Annotated in this window: 18 protein-coding genes; 10 read left to right on the top strand and 8 right to left on the bottom strand. The window is 54.8% G+C overall.

The annotated features are described in order from the left end of the window. Positions 1-61: 61 nt before the first annotated feature. The gene (mtlD, locus tag OGW13_RS02985; RefSeq protein ID WP_042998598.1) at positions 62-1207 is read left to right on the top strand and encodes a mannitol-1-phosphate 5-dehydrogenase; all 1146 of its coding nucleotides are present in this window, start codon (positions 62-64) and stop codon (positions 1205-1207) included. 2 nt (positions 1208-1209) lie between these two features. Then, positions 1210-1797, top strand: coding sequence for a mannitol operon repressor MtlR (gene mtlR / locus OGW13_RS02980; RefSeq protein ID WP_046401674.1), 588 nt, complete (start codon positions 1210-1212; stop codon positions 1795-1797). Between the two features lie 15 nt (positions 1798-1812). On the opposite strand, the gene OGW13_RS02975 is transcribed toward mtlR, so the two are convergent. Continuing rightward, positions 1813-2019, bottom strand: a complete 207-nt coding sequence (locus tag OGW13_RS02975) for a hypothetical protein (protein WP_042998600.1) — start codon at positions 2017-2019, stop codon at positions 1813-1815. A 287-nt stretch (positions 2020-2306) separates the two neighbouring features. Between OGW13_RS02975 and OGW13_RS02970 the strand changes: the two genes are divergently transcribed. The 5 genes from OGW13_RS02970 to trmL all read left to right on the top strand — a co-directional run bounded on the left by OGW13_RS02970 (position 2307) and on the right by trmL (position 7054). Then, positions 2307-2669 carry a YibL family ribosome-associated protein gene (locus OGW13_RS02970; RefSeq protein ID WP_042998601.1) on the top strand — a complete coding sequence of 121 codons (363 nt, stop codon included), beginning with the start codon at positions 2307-2309 and terminating at the stop codon, positions 2667-2669. A gap of 256 nt (positions 2670-2925) precedes the next feature. Then, positions 2926-4581, top strand: a complete 1656-nt coding sequence (gene lldP, locus OGW13_RS02965) for an L-lactate permease (RefSeq protein WP_042998602.1) — start codon at positions 2926-2928, stop codon at positions 4579-4581. Continuing rightward, entirely contained in the window at positions 4578-5354 is a 777-nt protein-coding gene (lldR, locus tag OGW13_RS02960) for a transcriptional regulator LldR (RefSeq protein ID WP_042998603.1), read from the top strand. The genes lldP and lldR overlap by 4 nt, the downstream gene beginning before the upstream one ends. Then, the gene (gene lldD, locus OGW13_RS02955) at positions 5351-6538 is read left to right on the top strand and encodes an FMN-dependent L-lactate dehydrogenase LldD (RefSeq protein ID WP_200016173.1); all 1188 of its coding nucleotides are present in this window, start codon (positions 5351-5353) and stop codon (positions 6536-6538) included. The genes lldR and lldD overlap by 4 nt, the downstream gene beginning before the upstream one ends. 39 nt (positions 6539-6577) lie before the next feature. Continuing rightward, a complete protein-coding gene (gene trmL, locus OGW13_RS02950; protein ID WP_042998605.1) occupies positions 6578-7054 on the top strand; it encodes a tRNA (uridine(34)/cytosine(34)/5-carboxymethylaminomethyluridine(34)-2'-O)-methyltransferase TrmL in 477 nt (158 codons plus the stop codon). Between the two features lie 78 nt (positions 7055-7132). Here trmL and cysE read toward each other — a convergent pair whose 3' ends face one another. The 5 genes from cysE to OGW13_RS02925 all read right to left on the bottom strand — a co-directional run bounded on the left by cysE (position 7133) and on the right by OGW13_RS02925 (position 10298). Beyond that, positions 7133-7954 carry a serine O-acetyltransferase gene (cysE, locus tag OGW13_RS02945; RefSeq protein ID WP_022646641.1) on the bottom strand — a complete coding sequence of 274 codons (822 nt, stop codon included), beginning with the start codon at positions 7952-7954 and terminating at the stop codon, positions 7133-7135. Positions 7955-8033: 79 nt separating this feature from the next. Then, a complete protein-coding gene (gene gpsA, locus OGW13_RS02940) occupies positions 8034-9053 on the bottom strand; it encodes an NAD(P)H-dependent glycerol-3-phosphate dehydrogenase (protein WP_042998607.1) in 1020 nt (339 codons plus the stop codon). Continuing rightward, positions 9053-9520, bottom strand: a complete 468-nt coding sequence (secB, locus tag OGW13_RS02935) for a protein-export chaperone SecB (protein ID WP_003024155.1) — start codon at positions 9518-9520, stop codon at positions 9053-9055. The genes gpsA and secB overlap by 1 nt, the downstream gene beginning before the upstream one ends. Positions 9521-9582: 62 nt before the next feature. Further along, positions 9583-9834 (bottom strand): glutaredoxin 3, encoded by a 252-nt coding sequence (gene grxC / locus OGW13_RS02930; protein WP_012908148.1) that lies wholly within the window; start codon positions 9832-9834, stop codon positions 9583-9585. A 32-nt stretch (positions 9835-9866) separates the two neighbouring features. Continuing rightward, positions 9867-10298, bottom strand: a complete 432-nt coding sequence (locus tag OGW13_RS02925; protein ID WP_042998608.1) for a rhodanese-like domain-containing protein — start codon at positions 10296-10298, stop codon at positions 9867-9869. A gap of 247 nt (positions 10299-10545) precedes the next feature. Between OGW13_RS02925 and gpmM the strand changes: the two genes are divergently transcribed. Genes gpmM through OGW13_RS02910 form a run of 3 tightly spaced genes read left to right on the top strand, consistent with a single transcriptional unit; the run spans position 10546 to position 14346 of the window. After that, positions 10546-12090, top strand: a complete 1545-nt coding sequence (gene gpmM / locus OGW13_RS02920) for a 2,3-bisphosphoglycerate-independent phosphoglycerate mutase (protein WP_044254337.1) — start codon at positions 10546-10548, stop codon at positions 12088-12090. 9 nt (positions 12091-12099) lie between these two features. Continuing rightward, positions 12100-13383, top strand: a complete 1284-nt coding sequence (gene envC, locus OGW13_RS02915; protein ID WP_287115602.1) for a murein hydrolase activator EnvC — start codon at positions 12100-12102, stop codon at positions 13381-13383. Between the two features lie 3 nt (positions 13384-13386). After that, positions 13387-14346 (top strand): divergent polysaccharide deacetylase family protein, encoded by a 960-nt coding sequence (locus OGW13_RS02910; protein ID WP_044254340.1) that lies wholly within the window; start codon positions 13387-13389, stop codon positions 14344-14346. On the opposite strand, the gene OGW13_RS02905 is transcribed toward OGW13_RS02910, so the two are convergent. Together OGW13_RS02905 and tdh are read right to left on the bottom strand one after the other, a co-directional pair. Next, positions 14333-15367, bottom strand: coding sequence for a glycosyltransferase (locus tag OGW13_RS02905; RefSeq protein WP_042998612.1), 1035 nt, complete (start codon positions 15365-15367; stop codon positions 14333-14335). The genes OGW13_RS02910 and OGW13_RS02905 overlap by 14 nt on opposite strands. 236 nt (positions 15368-15603) lie before the next feature. Then, positions 15604-16629 (bottom strand): L-threonine 3-dehydrogenase, encoded by a 1026-nt coding sequence (tdh, locus tag OGW13_RS02900; RefSeq protein WP_042998613.1) that lies wholly within the window; start codon positions 16627-16629, stop codon positions 15604-15606. Positions 16630-16631 lie beyond the last annotated feature (2 nt).

The raw sequence follows: 16631 nt of genomic DNA, 5'->3' as shown, positions 1-16631 counted from the left end.
AGCAACAGATAACCCCTCACCCCAGCCCTCTCGGGTAAAAACATTAATGAAGGTTACTACTATGAAAGCATTACATTTTGGCGCAGGTAATATCGGTCGTGGCTTTATCGGCAAACTGCTGGCGGACGCGGGGATACAACTGACATTCGCTGATGTAAATCAGGTCGTGCTCGACGCCCTGAATGCCCGTCATAGCTACCAGGTTCACGTTGTGGGTGAAAATGAGCAGGTGGATACCGTGACTGGCGTCAATGCGGTAAGCAGCATTGGCGATGATGTTGTTGAGCTGATCGCCCAGGTTGACCTGGTCACCACGGCCGTTGGCCCGGTCGTGCTGGAGCGCATCGCTCCGGCCATCGCCAAAGGCCTGGTCAAACGCAAAGCGCAAGGGATCACCACCCCGCTAAACATCATCGCCTGTGAAAATATGGTACGAGGCACCACTCAACTGAAAGGTCATGTGCTGAACGCGCTGGCTGAAGACGACAAAGCCTGGGTTGACACCCATGTCGGCTTCGTGGATTCCGCCGTTGACCGCATCGTGCCGCCGTCAGCCTCTGCGACCCACGACCCGCTGGAAGTGACTGTCGAAACCTTCAGCGAGTGGATCGTTGACCAGACCCAGTTCAAAGGCGAGCTGCCGAACATCCCGGGAATGGAATTAACTGATAACCTGATGGCATTTGTCGAACGTAAACTCTTCACGCTGAACACCGGGCATGCTATAACCGCGTACCTCGGAAAATTGACCGGTCATCAGACCATCCGCGACGCGATTCTCGACGAGAAAATCCGCGCAGTGGTCAAAGGGGCGATGGAAGAGAGCGGCGCGGTGCTGATCAAACGCTACGGTTTTGATGCCGACAAGCATGCGGCATACATTCAGAAAATCCTCGGTCGTTTTGAAAACCCGTATCTGAAAGATGACGTTGAGCGCGTTGGTCGCCAGCCGCTGCGTAAACTGAGCGCGGGTGACCGTTTAATCAAACCGTTGCTGGGTACGCTGGAATACCATTTGCCGCACGCTAACCTGGTCAAAGGGATTGCTGCCGCGATGCACTTCCGTAGCGAAGACGATCCGCAGGCGCAGGAGCTGGCCGCGCTGATCGCCGAGAAAGGCCCACAGACTGCGCTGGCCCAGATTTCCGGGCTGGATATCAACAGCGATGTCGTTGCCGAGGCCGTTAGCGCATATAACGCAAAGTAATGATGCTGGAACTGGCGCAGGAGCCCCTGCGCCTGATTAATAGATTGTCAGATATGCAGGCAATAATGGAACAAACCCAGGCCTTTGAAAATCGTGTGCTTGAGCGTCTGAATGCTGGCAAAACCGTACGGAGCTTCCTGATCACCGCCGTGGAGTTACTCACCGAGGCGGTAAACATTCTGGTGCTTCAGGTGTTTCGCAAAGATGACTACGCAGTGAAGTACGCTGTAGAACCGTTACTCGACGGCGACGGACCGCTGGGCGATCTGTCTGTGCGCCTGAAACTGATCTACGGTCTGGGCGTCCTCAGTCGTCCTGAATATGAAGACGCAGAGCTGCTGATGGCGATGCGCGAAGAGATGAATCATGACGGCAATGAGTATGCCTTTACGGATGATGAGATTCTCGGGCCGTTCGGTGAACTGCACTGCGTACTGGCGCTGCCACCCCCGCCGCAGTTTGACGCCGCCGACCCCAGTTTGTACGCCATGCAAATCCAGCGCTACCAGCAAGCGGTGCGCTCGACGATGGTTCTCTCCCTGACTGAGCTGATTTCTAAAATCAGCTTAAAAAAAGCCTTCCAGAAGTAGGCCTCGCTCTGCCTGCTACTCCTTTTCCTGCACGGGTTGATACAGGCGCCGGTAATAATTCAGTCGTTGCAGGTACATCTGCGCATTTTCTGCAGGCACTTCGCTCGGAACGTCATCACGCGCAGGCATTTTATTCAGATACTCTTTAAACGCCTGACTTGAGGCCATAAAATCCACAGCTTTATCAATCAGAAGCGGAACATTCTCGCCTATTTTTGCCATGTTATCTCCTCCATGCGGTCCCGCCGTGCTTAAGCGCAACGGTCAATTTTAGTGTAGGATCGCCCGCGTCATAACATTAAGGAAAACGTGCTTAATCCATTGGCGGCAAATTATCTCTTACATGATCCTGTTATGGTCTAAAATGTTTAATTAATCAGTCCGTTATAAAAATAGTTAGCAAATGAATACTCGCGTTATTTGATTATTATTATCCCATTAGTTGTGAATAAACCCGCTCTGCGCGCATACTATAGGCCATTCACCTTATTTCTATCAGAAGCCATCCCATGAAAGAAGTCGAAAAAAACGAAATCAAACGTCTGAGCGATCGCCTCGACGCTATCCGCCACCAGCAGGCCGATCTGTCCCTGGTTGAAGCCGCCGATAAATACGCTGAGCTGGAAAAAGAGAAAGCCACACTGGAAGCAGAAATCGCCCGTCTGCGTGACGTTCACAGTCAAAAACTGAGCAAAGAGGCGCAGAAACTGATGAACCTGCCGTACCGTCGTGCGATCAGCAAAAAAGAGCAGGCCGATATGGGCAAGCTGAAGAAAAGCGTGCGCGGTCTGGTAGTGGTTCATCCAATGACCGCCTTAGGCCGCGAAATGGGCCTGCAAGAGATGACTGGCTTCGCAAAGACCGAGTTTTGATTTTTTATACCGGGCAGCACGTCCGCTGTCCGGCCCTCCCTTAATTGGCCCTACCAATCCCCTTCAGTTACGACCACTGGTTCACAATTCATTAATTTAAGCCTACACTGCCGTTGCCAATAAATAACATTTGATTAACCATTCGTTGTCATTATCCCTACACAACAATATTGGCAGGACCACTTTTACACACAATGTGACGAAAAGATGAGCACAGACTCACTGCATTGTGCGTGTGGTCCTCAGGAGACCTGCAATGAATCTCTGGCAACAAAACTACGATCCGGCCGGTAACATCTGGCTTTCCAGTCTGATCGCATCGCTCCCGATTCTGTTTTTCTTTTTCGCGCTGATTAAGCTCAAGCTGAAAGGCTATGTTGCCGCTTCGTGGACGGTGGTGATCGCGCTGGCCGTGGCGCTGCTCTTCTACAAAATGCCGGTCGATCACGCACTGGCCTCGGTGGTGTACGGTTTCTTCTACGGTCTATGGCCGATTGCCTGGATCATTATCGCCGCAGTGTTTGTTTACAAAATCTCGGTGAAAACCGGGCAGTTCGACATCATCCGCTCGTCCATTCTGTCGATTACCCCTGACCAGCGTTTGCAAATGCTGATCGTCGGCTTCTCATTTGGCGCCTTCCTCGAAGGGGCGGCGGGATTTGGTGCCCCCGTTGCCATCACTGCCGCGCTGCTGGTAGGTCTCGGGTTTAACCCGCTGTATGCCGCTGGACTGTGCCTGATCGTCAATACCGCGCCCGTGGCGTTTGGTGCCATGGGGATCCCGATTCTGGTCGCCGGCCAGGTGACCGGGCTGGACAGCTTTGAAATCGGCCAGATGGTGGGTCGTCAGTTACCGTTCCTGACAATTATCGTACTGTTCTGGATCATGGCGATCATGGATGGCTGGCGCGGCGTGAAAGAGACCTGGCCTGCGGTCATGGTGGCGGGTGGTTCATTCGCTATTGCTCAGTACCTCAGCTCCAACTTTATCGGCCCGGAATTGCCGGACATCATCTCCTCGCTGGTCTCGCTGGTCTGTCTGACGCTGTTCCTGAAACGCTGGCAGCCGGTTCGCATCTTCCGCTTTGGCGATATGGGCGCATCACAAGTTGATCAGACGCTGGCACGCACGAACTATACCGCCGGACAGGTTGTTCGCGCCTGGTCGCCGTTTCTGTTCCTGACGGCCACCGTAACCCTCTGGAGCGTGCCGCCGTTTAAAGCCCTGTTCGCTCCCGGCGGCGCGCTGTACGACTGGGTGATTAACATCCCGGTCCCGTTCCTCGACAAACTGGTTGCCCGCATGCCGCCCGTGGTTCACGAAGCCACCGCCTACGCGGCAGTGTATAAATTTGACTGGTTCTCCGCGACCGGCACCGCCATCCTGTTCGCCGCACTGCTGTCAATCGTCTGGCTGAAGATGAAGCCTTCCGCCGCCATTCAGACCTTCGGCAGCACGCTGAAGGAACTGGCGCTGCCGATCTACTCCATCGGGATGGTGCTGGCCTTTGCGTTTATCTCCAACTATTCCGGGCTCTCTTCGACGCTGGCGTTAGCGCTGGCGCACACGGGCAGCGCCTTTACCTTCTTCTCGCCGTTCCTCGGCTGGCTGGGGGTATTCCTGACCGGTTCAGATACCTCATCTAACGCGCTGTTTGCCGCCCTGCAGGCAACTGCCGCACAGCAAATCGGCGTGTCCGATGTGCTGATGGTGGCGGCCAATACCACTGGTGGCGTCACCGGAAAAATGATTTCGCCGCAGTCCATCGCCATCGCCTGTGCGGCGGTCGGACTGGTCGGCAAAGAGTCGGATCTGTTCCGTTTTACCGTCAAACACAGCCTGATTTTCACCTGCATGGTGGGCGTGATCACCACGCTTCAGGCTTACGTCTTAACCTGGATGATTCCATGATCGTGATGCCCAGACGCCTGTCGGACGAGGTTGCCTCTCGTGTGCGGGCGCTGATTGAAGAACAACAGCTGGAAGCGGGCATGAAATTGCCCGCCGAGCGCCAACTGGCGGTACAGCTTGGCGTCTCGCGTAACTCGCTGCGCGAAGCGCTGGCAAAGCTCGTCAGCGAAGGCGTGCTACTCAGCCGTCGCGGCGGCGGCACGTTTGTCCGCTGGCAGCATGAAGAGTGGTCTGAACAGAACATCGTTCAGCCGCTGAAAACCCTGATGGCCGACGACCCGGATTACAGTTTCGATATTCTCGAAGCCCGACACGCCATCGAAGCCAGTACGGCCTGGCATGCGGCGATACGCGCCACCACGGCCGACAAAGAGAAAATCAAACTCTGCTTTGACGCCACGCTCAGCGAAGACCCGGATCTTGCCTCACAGGCCGACGTTCGTTTTCATCTGGCTATCGCCGAAGCCTCGCATAACGTGGTGCTGTTACAAACGATGCGCGGGTTCTTCGACGTTCTGCATTCGTCGGTGAAACAAAGCCGACAGCGCATGTATCTCGTTCCGCCCGTCTTTTCCCGGCTGACGGAGCAACATCAGGCCGTACTGGATGCCATTCTCGCGGGCGACGCCGACGGCGCGCGTAAGGCGATGATGGCGCACCTCAGTTTCGTCCATACCACCATTAAACAATTTGATGAAGACCAGGCTCGCCAGGCGCGCATTACCCGTCTGCCCGGCGACCACAATGAAAATCCCAGGGAGAACAAAGCATGATTATTTCAGCCGCCAGCGATTATCGCGCCGCAGCCCAGCGCATTCTGCCCCCGTTCCTGTTTCACTACATCGACGGCGGTGCGTATGCGGAACATACCCTGCGGCGTAACGTGGAAGACTTATCGGACGTGGCGCTACGCCAGCGCGTGCTGAAAAACATGTCTGACTTGAGCCTGGAAACCACGCTGTTTAACGAAAAACTGTCGATGCCCGTGGCGCTGGCGCCGGTCGGGCTGTGCGGCATGTATGCCCGCCGTGGCGAAGTGCAGGCCGCTGCGGCAGCCGATGCGAAAGGGATCCCGTTTACCCTTTCCACCGTCTCCGTGTGCCCGATAGAAGAAGTCGCGCCCACTATTAACCGTCCGATGTGGTTCCAGTTGTATGTTCTGCGCGACCGTGGATTCATGCGTAATGCGCTGGAACGCGCAAAAGCGGCGGGCTGCTCAACGCTGGTCTTTACGGTCGATATGCCGACGCCGGGGGCACGCTATCGTGACGCTCACTCCGGGATGAGCGGCCCGAATGCCGCGCTGCGTCGCTACTGGCAGGCGGTCACTCATCCACAGTGGGCGTGGGACGTCGGTCTGAACGGTCGTCCTCACGATCTCGGCAATATCTCCGCTTACCTCGGCAAGCCAACCGGACTGGAAGATTACATCGGCTGGCTGGCAAACAACTTTGATCCGTCAATTTCATGGAAGGACCTTGAGTGGATCCGGGAGTTCTGGGATGGTCCGATGGTGATAAAAGGGATCCTCGATCCGGAAGACGCCCGCGACGCCGTTCGCTTTGGTGCCGATGGGATTGTGGTCTCTAACCACGGAGGCCGTCAGTTGGACGGCGTGCTCTCTTCCGCGCGCGCACTGCCCGCCATTGCCGATGCGGTTAAAGGCGATATCGCCATTCTCGCGGACAGCGGTATCCGTAACGGGCTGGACGTGGTGCGAATGATTGCGCTGGGCGCAGATACCGTTTTGCTGGGCCGTGCGTATCTGTACGCGCTGGCGACGGCAGGTCAGGGGGGAGTGGCAAACTTGCTGAATCTGATTGAAAAAGAGATGAAAGTTGCCATGACGCTGACCGGTGCGAAATCCATCACCGACATCAGCAAGGATTCCCTGGTACAGGAAATCAACAAGCTCCCTGCCGCACTGGCACCGCTATCGCAAGGTGATGCGGCGTAATGAAAGTGTTATTCTGCCCCCCGTAATTAAGGGGGCAGCATGCTCAACATCGTCTTATTTGAACCAGAAATCCCGCCGAACACGGGCAACATCATTCGTCTGTGCGCAAACACAGGCTTTCGTCTGCATATTATTGAGCCGATGGGCTTTACCTGGGACGACAAACGCCTGCGCCGCGCGGGACTGGATTATCATGAATTTACTGCGGTGGTTCGCCATCATGATTACGCTGCATTTCTCGAAGCTGAAAAACCGCAGCGCATGTTCGCGCTGACGACCAAGGGCACGCCTGCACACAGCGCGGTGAGCTATCAGGATGGCGACTATCTGATGTTTGGTCCGGAGACGCGCGGTCTGCCAGCCAGCATTCTCGATGCCCTGCCCGCTGAACAAAAAATACGTATTCCGATGATGCCGGACAGCCGCAGTATGAACCTGTCAAATGCTGTGTCGGTGGTGGTGTATGAGGCGTGGCGCCAGTTGGGATATCCTGGCGCAGTCTTGCGCACACTTTGAATCGTCGGATGGCGGCTGTCGCCTTATCCGACCTGCGGTTTTGTAGGCCCGGTAAGCACAGCGCCACCGGGCAAGAGATCAAATACCGTCGCCGTACTCAAACGTATGGTGTATCCCGTTGAAATGCTGATCCATATCCATTGACGGCTTATCGCTGTCTGGCTTACCGACAATGCGCGCCGGGACGCCAGCGGCGGTGGTGTGCGGCGGAACGGGCTGTAACACCACGGAACCGGCGCCAATTTTTGCCCCACGTCCGACTTCGATATTGCCGAGGATTTTCGCCCCCGCGCCAATCATCACGCCTTCACGAATTTTGGGATGACGATCGCCACTGGTTTTACCGGTCCCGCCGAGGGTGACCGATTGCAGGATCGACACGTCATCTTCGATCACCGCCGTCTCACCGACGACAATGCCGGTGGCATGATCGAGCATGATCCCACGACCAATCTTCGCCGCGGGGTGAATATCCACCTGGAACGTCACGGAGACCTGGTTTTGCAGGAAGATTGCCAGCGCGCGGCGGCCTTCATTCCATAACCAGTGACCAATACGGTAGGCCTGCAAGGCATGAAAACCTTTCAGGTACAAAAGCGGAGTGGAGTATTTATCGACCGCCGGGTCACGCGTGCGGACGGCCTGAATATCACAGGCTGCTGAGGCGATCATTTCCGGGTCTGCCGCATACGCTTCTTCGACCACTTCACGGATCGCTATGGCGGGCATAATGGGCGATGCCAGTTTGTTCGCCAGCATGTAGCTTAGCGCACTGCCCAGATTCTCATGCTTGAGTAGCGTTGCGTGGTAAAAACTGGCCAGCATAGGCTCACAGTCTGCCAGAGCGCGGGCTTCGGCTTTTATATTGTTCCAGACGATATCCAGTTCTTCACACGGCATTGCGGGCTCCAGGTAATGAGGCTAACGACCGGCCCGTTCTTCGCGGGCCGGGTCATTTTTTAAAAACGGATCCTTGAGACTAGTGGCTGCTTCGCTCATCCTTGCGTGCACGACCTAATAACGTCAATGCTGCCTCGCGCGCGTTTTTTCCGCAATATAATACTTGATAAATTTCCTCGGTTATTGGCATTTCGACACCAAAACGGTGCGCCAACTCGCGAACTTCTTTTGTATTGCGGTAGCCTTCAACCACCTGTCCAATCTTGTCCTGCGCGCCTTGTACATCCATGCCCTGACCGAGCATCATGCCAAAACGGCGGTTGCGCGACTGGTTGTCGGTACAGGTCAGCACCAGATCGCCTAACCCGGCCATTCCCATAAAGGTCTGGGGATCGGCACCCAGCGCCGCGCCCAGACGCGACATCTCTGTCAAGCCACGCGTAATTAGCGCAGTACGGGCATTAGCGCCAAAACCAATGCCGTCAGACATTCCTGCGCCGATCGCAATCACGTTCTTCACCGCGCCGCCCAACTGAACGCCGATGAAATCCGGGTTGCTGTAGACACGGAAACTCTTACCGCAATGCAGCAGTTGCTGTAGGTCGTCAGCAAAGGTGTCGTCAGTGGAGGCCAGGGAGATGGCCGTCGGCATGCCTGCCGCCAGCTCTTTCGCGAACGTCGGTCCGGAAATCACTGCCAGCGGGATTTTATCGCCCAGCGCTTCACGGGCAACATCCTGCAACAGGCGTCCCGTCTCTGCTTCCAGCCCTTTGGTTGCCCAGACCAGACGCGCGTCAGGACGCAGCAGAGGCTTAATCTGTCGCAATACTTCGCCAAAGACATGGCTTGGCACGACCACCAGAATATCGCGGCTGGCCGCCAGCGCAGTAGCTAAGTCGCTTTCGAGGCGTAACGTATCGGGGAAAGGCACATCCGGGAGGAACGCGACGTTGCAGCGATCGTGCTCAAGGGTCGCGATATGTTTAGGATCGTGGCCCCACAGGACAACCTGGTGGCCATTTCTTGCCAGGGTGATGGCAAGAGCGGTGCCGTACGAGCCGGCACCGATCACAGTCATTGAAGCATTACTTTGGTTCATCAGGCATCCTGATGTTCTTCAGTACCTTCGCCAGCCTGCTGCTGTAAATAGTTCATGAACAGCGCATCAAAGTTAACCGGCGCAAGGTTCAGTTGCGGGAACGTACCGCGTGAAACCAGGCTGGTGATGCATTCGCGGGCATACGGGAACAGAATGTTCGGGCAGTATGCGCCCAGGCAATGCGCCATCTGGGTGCCTTCGATTCCGCTGATAGAGAAGATACCGCCTTGCTGAACTTCGCACAGGAACGCCGTTTCTTCACCGAGGGAAGCCGTTACGGTAACACGCAGCACCACTTCGTATACGTCATCTGCCAGTTGAGTAGATGCTGTATCCAGATCAAGTTTAACCTCTGGCTGCCAATCTTTCTGAAAAACATGCGGCGCATTTGGCGCTTCGAAAGAGACATCTTTGGTGTAAATACGCTGGATCTGGAAAGCCATTTCGGTGTTGTTTTGTTCTGACATGTGTAGAAAACCCTTTAGTGTTGTCCTTAAATAGCGCTTGATGCCAATAACATGGCCCAGCGTTAGCTCAGCAGGGGATCAAGTCCACCACGCGCATCCAACGCATACAAGTCATCACAGCCGCCAATGTGCTGTGCATCAATAAAAATCTGTGGAACCGTCGTACGACCGCTGCGCTTGATCATCTCTTCACGCTTCACGGCATCGCCGTCGATCGGCAGTTCCTGGAAGCTCACACCCTTGCTGTTCAGCAGCGCTTTCGCACGATGGCAAAACGGGCAGGTTGCTTTAGTGTAGATCTCGATATTGGCCATACTTATCTCCAAATTCGTTTACGTCGGGAAAATTATTTCCCACGAACCAGCGGCAGATTCTCACCGCTCCAGCCCGCAACGCCTTCTTTCAGCACAGACACGTTCTCAAAGCCTGCTTTGATCAGCGCGTTTGCCGCTTCCTGGCACTGCATGCCGGAACCATCGACCACGATAACCGGTTTGTCTTTGTGTTTTTCCAGCTCGCCCACGTTGTTCGCTTTGATTTCGCTCGGCAGCAGGTTAATGGAACCCGCGATATGGCCTTTGCGGAAATCGTCACGCTGACGTAAATCCACGATAACGGCGTCTTCTTTGTTGATACGACGCGTGGCTTCGCCGCGAGTGATGACCTTAACTTTCGACGTCAGGCCTTTAAACGTGGTGAACAAAACCGCCACCAGTAACGCAATCCAGGCGATACTCAGTATGGGATGGCGGCTAACAAATTGCATAATTTCTTGCATGGGGGGTAACAACTCCCGACTCAGTGATTAAAAAAACCAGGACAGGAGTATACCTGCGCGTTGGCGCAAATACAGCCAGCGCGTGCAATGGATTGCATTTTTGCGGGGCACTACGGAAAAAAAAGTGCAAATCCGTACCATCCGTGAACCAGCCTGCCCCATTCTTTGATCTTCTGAGGCTATTTTATCGATTCAGCTGTAGTAAAATTACGCAATTATTTTTGTCTCTTGAGTGTGAGGTTTCGCAATGTCGGTTTCTAAAAAACCTATGGTACTGGTGATTCTGGATGGCTATGGCTACCGTGAAGACAGCCAGGATAACGCCATTTTTAATGCCAAAACCCCGGTAATGGATGCGCTGTGGGCAAAACGCCCGCATACCCTGATCGATGCTTCCGGTCTGGAAGTGGGCCTGCCCGATCGTCAGATGGGTAACTCCGAAGTCGGTCACGTTAACCTGGGTGCGGGCCGCATCGTGTATCAGGACCTGACCCGTCTGGACGTTGAAATTAAAGAACGCACTTTCTTTGCCAACCCAACGCTGACCGCCGCGGTTGACCAGGCGAAAAATGCCGGTAAAGCCGTGCACATCATGGGTCTGCTCTCTGCCGGTGGCGTCCATAGCCACGAAGATCACATCATGGCGATGGTTGAACTGGCCGCTGAGCGTGGCGCAGAGAAAATCTATCTGCATGCTTTCCTCGATGGCCGCGATACGCCGCCACGCAGCGCAGAGTCTTCGCTGAAAAAATTCGAAGAGAAATTTGCCGCGCTGGGCAAAGGTCGCGTCGCCTCCATCATTGGCCGTTACTACGCGATGGACCGCGACAACCGTTGGGATCGCGTGGAGAAAGCGTATGACCTGATGACGCTGGCGCAGGGTGAATTCCAGGCTAATACCGCCGTTGAAGGTCTGCAGGCCGCCTATGCCCGCGATGAAAACGATGAATTCGTGAAAGCCACCGTGATCCGCGCCGCAGGCCAGGCCGATGCCGCGATGGAAGACGGCGACGCGCTCATTTTCATGAACTTCCGTGCTGACCGCGCGCGTGAAATCACCCGTGCTTTTGTTAACGCCGACTTCGACGGCTTCGCGCGCAAGAAAGTGGTTAATCTGAACTTCGTGATGCTGACCGAATACGCTGCGGACATCAAAACGGCCGTTGCCTATCCGCCCGCCTCGCTGGCGAACACGTTTGGCGAGTGGATGGCGAAGAATGACAAAACGCAGCTGCGTATCTCTGAAACCGAAAAATACGCCCACGTCACCTTCTTCTTCAACGGCGGCGTTGAAGAACCGTTCACCGGTGAAGACCGCATCCTGATCAACTCACCGAAAGTGGCGACCTACGATCTGCAGCCGGAAATGAGCTCCGCAGAGCTGACCGAAAAACTGGTAGCCGCTATCGAAAGCGGGAAATACGACACCATCATCTGTAACTACCCGAACGGCGACATGGTCGGTCATACCGGTGTGATGGAAGCGGCGGTTAAAGCGGTTGAAGCGCTGGACCACTGTGTTGAGCAGGTGGCAAAAGCGGTTGAGTCCGTTGGCGGTCAACTGCTGATCACCGCTGACCACGGCAACGCCGAGCAAATGCGCGATCCGGCAACCGGTCAGGCGCACACCGCGCACACTAACCTGCCGGTTCCGCTGATTTATGTCGGCAACAAAAATGTGAAAGCGGTGGAAGGCGGCAAACTTTCCGATATCGCCCCCACCATGTTGACGCTGATGGGCATGGAAATCCCGCAAGAGATGACTGGTAAGCCGCTGTTCATCGTGGAATAATCCTTCCCCATGAGGGGAAAGACGATAAATAGCGAAAATGGGGCCATGAAACCAAGACGGTTTTCAGTCAGGCCCTTGATTTACGCCAGCGTGGTGAGCGCTGGCGTATTGTTGTGCGCCTTTTCCGCCCACGCGGATGACCGCGATCAGCTTAAATCCATTCAGGCAGATATCGCCGCCAAAGAACGTGCTGTTCGTCAGCAACAGCAACAACGTTCTGGCCTGCTTGCGCAACTGAAGGCGCAGGAAGAGGCCATCTCCGCCGCCGCACGCCAGTTACGTGAAACGCAAAACACGCTTGCGCAGCTGAACAAACAAATCGATGAGATGAATGCTTCTATTGCGAAGCTGGAACGGCAGAAAGCCAACCAGGAGCGCAGCCTCGCCGCGCAGTTGGATGCCGCGTTTCGCCAGGGTGAACACACCGGTATTCAGCTTATCCTCAGCGGTGAAGAGAGCCAGCGCGGCCAGCGTTTGCAGGCCTACTTTGGTTATCTGAACCAGGCGCGCCAGGAGACGATCAACAAGTTGAAGCAGACTCGCGAAGAGGTCGCCGCCCAGCGTGCCGAACTGGAAGAGAAGCAGAGTCAGCAACAGACGCTGCTGTATGAACAGCGCGCCCAGCAGGCGAAGCTTGAACAGGCGCGTAACGAACGTAAGAAAACCCTCGCCGGGCTGGAATCCTCCATTCAGCAAGGCCAGCAACAGCTCAGTGAACTGCGCGCCAACGAATCCCGTTTGCGTAACAGCATTGCCCGTGCCGAGGCGGCCGCCAAAGCCCGTGCCGAACGCGAAGCACGCGAGGCGGAAGCGGTACGTAATCGCCAGAAAGAGGCCACCCGCAAAGGCACCACGTACAAGCCCACAGACAGTGAGAAATCGCTGATGTCGCGCACCGGCGGTCTGGGTTCGCCACGCGGCCAGGCATTCTGGCCCGTTCGCGGTCCCACGCTGCATCGCTATGGCGAACAACTGCAAGGTGAGCTACGTTGGAAGGGGATGGTTATCGGTGCGTCTGAAGGCACTGAAGTGAAAGCCATTGCCGATGGTCGCGTCATTCTGGCGGACTGGCTGCAGGGATACGGACTGGTCGTCGTCGTTGAACACGGCAAGGGCGACATGAGTCTTTATGGCTACAACCAGAGTGCGCTGGTCAGTGTCGGTACGCAGGTTCGCGCCGGCCAGCCGATTGCGCTGGTGGGTAGCAGCGGGGGTCAGGGTCGACCGTCGCTCTATTTCGAAATTCGTCGCCAGGGTCAGGCCGTCAATCCACAACCGTGGTTGGGAAGATAAGTTTTGCCTCAGTTTCGTCGTACTGTTCTTTCATTCGCCAGCCTGCTGGCATTCGCCTCCCCTGTTTTTGCTGGCAAACTCGCCATCGTCATTGACGATTTTGGCTACCGACCGCATTACGAAAATCAGGTGCTGGCGATGCCCTCTCAAATCTCCGTCGCCGTGCTACCCAATGCGCCTCATGCGCGCGAAATGGCGACCAAAGCGCATAACAGCGGTCATGAAGTGCTGATCCATCTGCCGATGGCACCGCTGAGTAAACAGCCGCTGGAGAAAGACACCCTACGTCCGGAGATGAGCAGCGACGAAATTGAACGGATCATACGCGAGGCGGTTGGCAAAGTGCCTTACGCGGTGGGGCTCAACAACCATATGGGCAGCGCAATGACTTCCAGCCTGTTTGGTATGCAAAAAGTGATGCAGGCGCTGGAACGCTACGATCTCTATTTTCTCGACAGTATGACCATCGGTAACAGTCAGGCGATGCGTGCCGCATCCGGAACCGCCGTAAAAGTGATTAAACGGAAAGTGTTTCTCGACGACACGCAAAACGACGCGGACATTCGCCGCCAGTTTACCCGCGCGATTGATCTGGCACGCCGCAACGGTTCTGCCATCGCGATAGGCCACCCTCATCCGTCGACGGTACGTGTGTTACAGCAAATGGTGTATAACCTGCCAGCCGACATCACCCTTGTCCGTCCGAGCAGCCTGCTCAATGAGCCGCAGGTAGATACCTCCACGCCGAATTTGACACCGCCGAAAACCAACGACGCTCCGCGAAATCCATTCCGCGGCGTGGCGTTGTGTAAAGCGAAGAAACCTGTAGAACCGGTCTATACCAGTCGATTCTTCAGCGTGTTAAGTGAAAGCATCAGTCAGAGCACGCTGGTGAACTGGTTCCAGAATCAGTGGCAAGGCTGGGGAAAATCGCCCCGCGATAACAGCGTTAACCCAGGTTAAGCGCTTTACGTGCAGTACGATGGTGCGAACGCGTTTTGTCGCGCCATTGGTACAATCTCACTGACCACAGTAACGCCTGATAGGCGACCTTGGCGCTGCGCACGTTCATTATCATACGTTTATACATCCCCGAAGTAAAAATCTCGGCGATCATTCGCTGACGCGTCAAAATATCGGGTTCTTTGCGCACGGAATGACAAACACGCAATGCTTCATACGTTATTTGTTGATGAAATTCAGGATAGATTGTAATCCTGTCTGCGTAATTCCGATTCAGCTTCTCTAATAATCGGGTGATCTTAATGTAATGTCGCTGATAGTTCAGATTTTTATTACCCTGACGTTTCAGTCGGCTGACAGAATTATTATGTAAGAAATATTTATACAAGGATTCTTCCGTATAACGCGCACGCAGCGCGTTAAACATAAATTCCGTGGTCCACACAATATCCTGATGATGTAATCCGGGAATAAAGCGGATGTTATTCTTTTCAATCACATCCCGACGATAAACCCCCATCCACACCACGTGGGTCCAGCGGCGGGATGAAAGCGCCATACGCAGCCAGTCAGGACCGGTGAGTACGCCGGTTGAACGGATCCGGTCGGTCGGAATAGATTGCCAGGTCACGCCGGTATCCCGCTCGCTCCAGTCGGCATTGCACTGCGCGACGTCCAGATCGTCCTCCAGCGCCATTGTCATTAGCGTTTCGTACATGTGCGGATAGACGAGGTCATCGGCATCAACAAATGCGATGTACTTACCACTCGCCACCTCCATCCCGCGGTTACGGGCGACCGATGCTCCGGCATTCGCCTGGTGGAGCAGTCGTACATGAGGATAGTTTTCGGCGTAATACTTTGCTATATCAACAGAATTATCCGTTGACCCGTCATTGACAATAATAATTTCCAGGGCAGTCCATGTTTGCGCGATGAGAGATTCCATGCAGGCTTTAAAATCATTACCCGCATTATATAACGGGATAATAACACTGAGTCTGTTTGTACTTTTCATCATAATAAATTACCGAATGCCTTTGAAGTTATCCGCCTTTTTACAGCCTTTGTATTAAGAAACGATTAAGGCTGATAATAATATTTGTAAAGGCTCCAGGAGACTTCAGCTTAGGGGCATCAGGTAAACAGCAATATAAGACTACGACGCAATTACGAATTATTTATGACAATGACAATTCTTTACAGCTTTCCAGATATTCCTCAGGAAATAAGGCCGGATTTTCCGGCCTTATCTGATTAATTCCAGCTGAGAATGACTTTCCCGGACTGGCCTGAACGCATGGCGTCAAAGCCTTTCTGGAACTCATCAATCGAGAAGCGGTGGGTGATGATCGGCGACAGATCCAGACCAGACTGAATCAGCGCGGCCATCTTGTACCAGGTTTCGAACATCTCGCGGCCGTAAATGCCTTTAATGAACAGCCCCTTAAAGATCACCTTCGTCCAGTCGATAGACATGTCTGAGGGAGGAATGCCCAGCATCGCAATCCGACCACCGTGATTCATGGTGTCAAGCATCGCGCGGAATGCTGGCGGCGCACCGGACATCTCCAGGCCAACATCAAACCCTTCAGTCATGCCCAGTTCGTCCATCACCTCATTCAGGCTCTCTTTCGACACGTTGACTGCGCGGGTGATACCCATCTTACGCGCCAGTTCAAGACGGTATTCGTTCACGTCGGTGATCACCACGTTGCGTGCGCCCACGTGCTTCGCTACCGCCGCCGCCATGATACCGATAGGGCCAGCCCCCGACACCAGCACGTCTTCGCCGACCAGATCGAACGACAACGCCGTATGCACCGCATTGCCAAACGGGTCAAAGATGGAGGCCAGGTCATCCGAGATATTGTCCGGAATTTTGAACGCGTTGAACGCCGGGATCACCAGGTATTCTGCGAAACAGCCCGGACGGTTCACGCCCACACCTGTGGTATTACGGCACAGGTGCGTGCGTCCGCCACGACAGTTACGGCAGTGTCCGCAGGTAATGTGCCCTTCCCCAGACACGCGGTCGCCGATTTTGAAGCCTTTCACTTCCTGACCGATACCGACCACTTCGCCAACGTACTCATGGCCGACAACCATAGGAACCGGGATGGTTTTTTGCGACCATTCATCCCAGTTATAGATGTGAACGTCAGTGCCGCAGATGGCTGTTTTACGGATTTTAATCAGCAGATCGTTGTGGCCGACTTCCGGTTCCGGAACGTCGGTCATCCAGATGCCCTCTTCCGCTTTCAGTTTGGATAACGCTTTCATCT

Origin of the sequence: Citrobacter sp. Ca225, assembly GCF_030337175.1 — a bacterium.
In the GTDB taxonomy this organism is placed as follows: domain Bacteria; phylum Pseudomonadota; class Gammaproteobacteria; order Enterobacterales; family Enterobacteriaceae; genus Citrobacter_A; species Citrobacter_A amalonaticus.
The sequence above is the reverse complement of the archived record's forward strand: the minus strand, read 5'-3'. Positions and strand labels throughout refer to the sequence as shown.

Coding starts and splice junctions, on each gene's coding strand:
- mtlD (WP_042998598.1), top strand. CDS start 62: ATGAAAGCATTACATTTTGGCGCAGGTAATATCGGTCGTGGCTTTATC.
- mtlR (WP_046401674.1), top strand. CDS start 1,210: ATGCTGGAACTGGCGCAGGAGCCCCTGCGCCTGATTAATAGATTGTCA.
- OGW13_RS02975 (WP_042998600.1), bottom strand. CDS start 2,019: ATGGCAAAAATAGGCGAGAATGTTCCGCTTCTGATTGATAAAGCTGTG.
- OGW13_RS02970 (WP_042998601.1), top strand. CDS start 2,307: ATGAAAGAAGTCGAAAAAAACGAAATCAAACGTCTGAGCGATCGCCTC.
- lldP (WP_042998602.1), top strand. CDS start 2,926: ATGAATCTCTGGCAACAAAACTACGATCCGGCCGGTAACATCTGGCTT.
- lldR (WP_042998603.1), top strand. CDS start 4,578: ATGATCGTGATGCCCAGACGCCTGTCGGACGAGGTTGCCTCTCGTGTG.
- lldD (WP_200016173.1), top strand. CDS start 5,351: ATGATTATTTCAGCCGCCAGCGATTATCGCGCCGCAGCCCAGCGCATT.
- trmL (WP_042998605.1), top strand. CDS start 6,578: ATGCTCAACATCGTCTTATTTGAACCAGAAATCCCGCCGAACACGGGC.
- cysE (WP_022646641.1), bottom strand. CDS start 7,954: ATGCCGTGTGAAGAACTGGATATCGTCTGGAACAATATAAAAGCCGAA.
- gpsA (WP_042998607.1), bottom strand. CDS start 9,053: ATGAACCAAAGTAATGCTTCAATGACTGTGATCGGTGCCGGCTCGTAC.
- secB (WP_003024155.1), bottom strand. CDS start 9,520: ATGTCAGAACAAAACAACACCGAAATGGCTTTCCAGATCCAGCGTATT.
- grxC (WP_012908148.1), bottom strand. CDS start 9,834: ATGGCCAATATCGAGATCTACACTAAAGCAACCTGCCCGTTTTGCCAT.
- OGW13_RS02925 (WP_042998608.1), bottom strand. CDS start 10,298: ATGCAAGAAATTATGCAATTTGTTAGCCGCCATCCCATACTGAGTATC.
- gpmM (WP_044254337.1), top strand. CDS start 10,546: ATGTCGGTTTCTAAAAAACCTATGGTACTGGTGATTCTGGATGGCTAT.
- envC (WP_287115602.1), top strand. CDS start 12,100: ATGAGGGGAAAGACGATAAATAGCGAAAATGGGGCCATGAAACCAAGA.
- OGW13_RS02905 (WP_042998612.1), bottom strand. CDS start 15,367: ATGATGAAAAGTACAAACAGACTCAGTGTTATTATCCCGTTATATAAT.
- tdh (WP_042998613.1), bottom strand. CDS start 16,629: ATGAAAGCGTTATCCAAACTGAAAGCGGAAGAGGGCATCTGGATGACC.